This is a genomic window from Streptomyces sp. NPDC059456, assembly GCF_042750055.1.
GTDB lineage: Bacteria > Actinomycetota > Actinomycetes > Streptomycetales > Streptomycetaceae > Streptomyces.
The window spans coordinates 1-4,020 of the sequence record NZ_JBHYVA010000717.1 but is presented as its reverse complement, the minus strand read 5'-3'; the positions used below and the strand labels follow the sequence as shown (position 1 = coordinate 4,020).

General features: G+C 71.3%; 3 protein-coding genes and 1 pseudogene. 2 read left to right on the top strand and 2 right to left on the bottom strand.

Annotated features, from left to right (window positions below):
* Positions 1–8: 8 nt before the first annotated feature.
* Positions 9–371, bottom strand: coding sequence for an Lrp/AsnC family transcriptional regulator (locus tag ACFXA3_RS37045; RefSeq protein WP_385194678.1), 363 nt, complete (start codon positions 369–371; stop codon positions 9–11).
* A gap of 10 nt (positions 372–381) precedes the next feature.
* Entirely contained in the window at positions 382–1,851 is a 1,470-nt protein-coding gene (locus ACFXA3_RS37040; RefSeq protein WP_385194676.1) for an amino acid permease, read from the bottom strand.
* 444 nt (positions 1,852–2,295) lie between these two features.
* On the opposite strand from ACFXA3_RS37040, the gene ACFXA3_RS37035 reads away from it, so the two are divergent.
* Complete coding sequence (locus tag ACFXA3_RS37035) at positions 2,296–3,309, top strand: GDSL-type esterase/lipase family protein (RefSeq protein ID WP_385194674.1); 1,014 nt, start codon at positions 2,296–2,298, stop codon at positions 3,307–3,309.
* Between the two features lie 123 nt (positions 3,310–3,432).
* A pseudogene (locus tag ACFXA3_RS37030) lies at positions 3,433–4,020 on the top strand (hypothetical protein); the annotation flags it as partial.

Here is a 4,020-nt window from a genome sequence, read left to right as displayed (position 1 = left end):
GAGATGCTCTACAGTACGCGATCGAAGTGGCTAATGTCTGAGGCTAATACCTGTACGAGGGCTTCCGAGTCGCCGGTGAAGGTCGACGCGGACACCACCTCGGGGTACCGCTCCAGGCCTCGCCGGATGTCGTCCGGCGAGGTGTTGTGGCGGCAGTAGATCTCGATGAAGCCCTCGGTCTCCCAGCCCATGGCGGCGGGGTCGACGCGGACGGTGAAGCCGGTGATGGCTCCCTCGGCCCGCAGCCGGTCCACGCGCCGTTTCACGGCCGGGGCCGAGAGTCCGACCTCGGAGCCGATGTCCGCGTAGGAACGGCGGGCGTCCTCGGCGAGGGCGTGCACGATGCGTTCGTCGAGATCGTTCAGTCGCACTGCGGGTGGATCACATTTCTGCTGTGGCCACTTCTTCCGTGGCCAGTCGGGAGCGGCGGATGCCGTAGCTGAAGTACACCACGAGGCCGACCGCCATCCAGCCACCGAAGACCACCCACGTGGCCGTATCGAGGCTGAACATCATGTAGCCGCAGGCGAGGAAGCCCAGGATCGGCGTGACCGGGAAGAGTGCCACCTTGAAGGTGCGCGGCATGTCGGGCTTGGTGCGGCGCAGGATGATCACGGCGACGTTGACCAGGCCGAAGGCGAAGAGGGTGCCGATGCTGGTGGCGTCGGCGAGCTTGCCCAGCGGGATGAAGGCCGCGAGGACGCCGCAGAACAGGGAGACGAGGACGACGTTGGCGCGGGGGGCGCCGGTCTTCTCGTCGACCTTGGCGAACACCTTGGGGACGAGGCCGTCGCGGGACATCGCGAAGAGGATGCGGGTCTGGCCGTAGAGGACGGCGAAGACGACGGAGAAGATCGCGATCACGGCGCCGGCGGCGAGGACGACGCCCCAGACGCTGGTGCCGGTGACGTCGGTCATGATCTGGGCGAGCGCGGCCTCGGTGCCCTCGAAGTCCTGCCACGGCATGGCGCCGACGGCGACGAAGGCGACGAGGACGTAGAGGACGGTGACGATGCCCAGCGAGAGCATGATCGCGCGCGGCAGGTCCTTCTTCGGGTCCTTGGCCTCCTCACCGGCGGTGGAGGCGGCGTCGAAGCCGATGTAGGAGAAGAAGAGGGTGGAGGCGGCGGCGCTGATGCCGGTGACGCCGAGCGGGGCGAGCGGCGTGTAGTTGCCGGACTTGATGCCCATGACGCCGATGCCGATGAAGAGCAGCAGCGTGACGATCTTCACCGCGACCATGATCGAGTTGATCGTGGCGCTCTCCTTGGCGCCGCGCATCAGGAAGACCATCGAGAGCAGGACGACGACCAGCGCCGGCAGGTTGATGAACCCGCCGTCGCCCAGCGGTGCGGAGACCGAGCCGGGGATGGTGACCCCGATGGTCCCGTCGAGGAGCTCGTTGAGGTACTGGCCCCAGCCGACGGCCACGGCCGCGACGGAGACGGCGTACTCCAGGACCAGGCACCAGCCGCAGATCCAGGCGATGAACTCGCCCATGGTGGCGTACGCGTAGGAGTACGAGGAGCCGGAGACCGGCACGGAGCCGGCCAGCTCGGCGTAGGAGAGGGCCGAGAAGAGCGCGGTCAGGCCCGCGATGATGAACGAGATCGTCACGGCGGGGCCGGCCTTGGGGGCGGCGGTGCCGAGGACGACGAAGATGCCGGTGCCCAGGGTGGCACCGATGCTGATCATGGTCAGCTGCCACATGGTGAGCGAGCGGCGCAGCGAGCCGCCGTCACCCTGGCCGCCCTCGGCGACGAGCCGCTCGACGGGCTTGCGGCGCATCAGCGGGTTCACGGGCTTGCGCGTCTCCGGGGAGAGCGGGGGTGCCTGGCCCTGATCGAGCACGAGGGGACTCCTTTGGACACTGCGGATGGGGACTGAGGCATCGACCGCAGCGGTCCGGAGCAGGACACAGACAAGAGCCTGGGCATGGGGAGGACCGCCGAGCAGGCGGTCTTCGCCACTCCACGTACAGCGAGTGAGCCTACGAGCTGAGTGATACCGCCCGTAATGCACCATCCTTGCACATTGCCGCACGATCGTTGCGCGGATCTGTCCTGGATGGTCCTTTGTTGCGCGCGGATGATCGATCAGTGCGCACCGCACTCCGACCCCGTTTATTGACACCTCGTCAGATCTGCCGCAGCATGCCGCCGGAACCGGCCCGGCCGCACGGCGTGCACCCCCGCGGCGGTGGAACGGTCCCGTCCGGGGTACGGGTCACCCGAGGGCGGCGACGGGGCCGCGACCCCCTCCGGACCCGACTCCCCCGACGACCGGAGGCGCACCGTGATCACTGAGGGCACCGCCACGCACTGGCTCGACCCGGGGCCGTTCCTGCGCGGAGTCGCCTGGCTCGACAAGGGGCGCCCGGTCCGGGCCGACCCCGCGGACGGCATGCGGCTGCCCTGGGACACCGGGGAGCGGGCCACCCTCCCGATAGGGGTGCGTCTGGAGTTCACGGCGCACGCCGCGCACGCCGTGGAGATCCGCTACCGGGCGACCGTGCCCGGCCCCACCGACGCACTGCGCGACCTCGCGCACGGCTTCGCCCTGTGGGACCGCCACGGGGTGGTCCGCGAGGTCTGGACCGAACCCGCCGCGGAAGCCGTCGTACGCATCGAACTCCCGCGCGGGCCGGGCCCGTTCACCCTCCACCCGCCGGAGGCCCAGTCCCCGCTGATCCTCGGCCTGCGCGGGATCGGCGGATCCGTGGCCCCGGCGCCGCCTGCGCCGCGCTGGGTGGTGCACGGCGATTCGATCACCGAGGGCTGGTGGTCCACCCGGCCCGCCCACGGCTGGCCCGCCGTCGCCGGCCGCGCGCTCGGCTGGGACACCGTCAACCTCGGGTACGCGGGCGCCGCCCGCGGGGAACTCGCCACCGCCGAGCAGATCGCGGGCCTGCCCGCTGACGTCCTCACCCTCGCGTTCGGCACCAACTGCTGGTCCCGCGTGCCCTTTTCGGCACCACTGCTGTACGAGACCACCCGCGCGTTCCTCGACCTGGTCCGCCAGGGGCACCCGCGGACCCCGCTGCTGCTGCTCTCGCCCGTCCTGCGGCCCGACGCGGAACGCACCCCGAACCGGCTCGGCGCCACCCTGGGCGCCCTGCGCGACGCGATGGAGCGGGCCACCCGCGACCGGATCGCCGCCGGGGACGACCGCCTCGCCCTGCTGCCGGGCCGTGACCTGCTCGGACCGGAGCACCTGGCGGACGGGCTGCACCCCGACGACGGCGGACACCAGGTCCTCGGCCTCGCTGTGGTCACGGCTCTGCGCCGCGCCGGGTTCGGCGCGGGGTGAGTGAAACAGCCCACACACATTTCCTTGAACAGATCGACCCCGACAGGGCGTGTCCTTCACACAGTTGCCGACGCACCGGAGACGGGCGGCGGACACGGAGACACCGAACGTGGGAGAGATCAGATGGGCATCAAGCGCGGAACCACCCTGGCGGCCGTGGCAGTCGTCGTCGCCCTCACGGCGACCGCCTGCGGCGGGGACGACACCAAGGCCGCCGACGCGAAGCCCGCCGGTGCCGCGGCCGCGGCTCCCGCCGCAGCCGGGGACTACGGCTCCGACTACGGCGCGGGATCCGCCGCCGGCGGGGACGCCGCCGGCGCGAGCGGCAAGGGCGCCGGGCAGCTGGCGATCGCCCAGAACGAGCAGCTCGGCTCCGTGCTCGCCGACAGCGCCGGCTTCACCCTCTACCGCTTCGACAAGGACACCGCCAAGCCGCCGAAGTCCAACTGCGAGGGGGACTGCGCGAAGACCTGGCCGGTGGTCCCGGCCGGCGACGCCACCGCCGCAGCGGGCATGGACCCGTCGGCGCTCGGCGAGGTGGTGCGCAGCGACGGCAGCAAGCAGCTGACCGTGGGCGGCTGGCCCGTGTACCGCTACAGCAAGGACACCAAGGCGGGCGAGACCAAGGGGCAGGGCGTCGGCGGCACCTGGTTCGCGCTCGCCCCCGACGGCAAGAAGGCCGCGAAGGGCGCCGGCGCGTCTGCGGCCCCC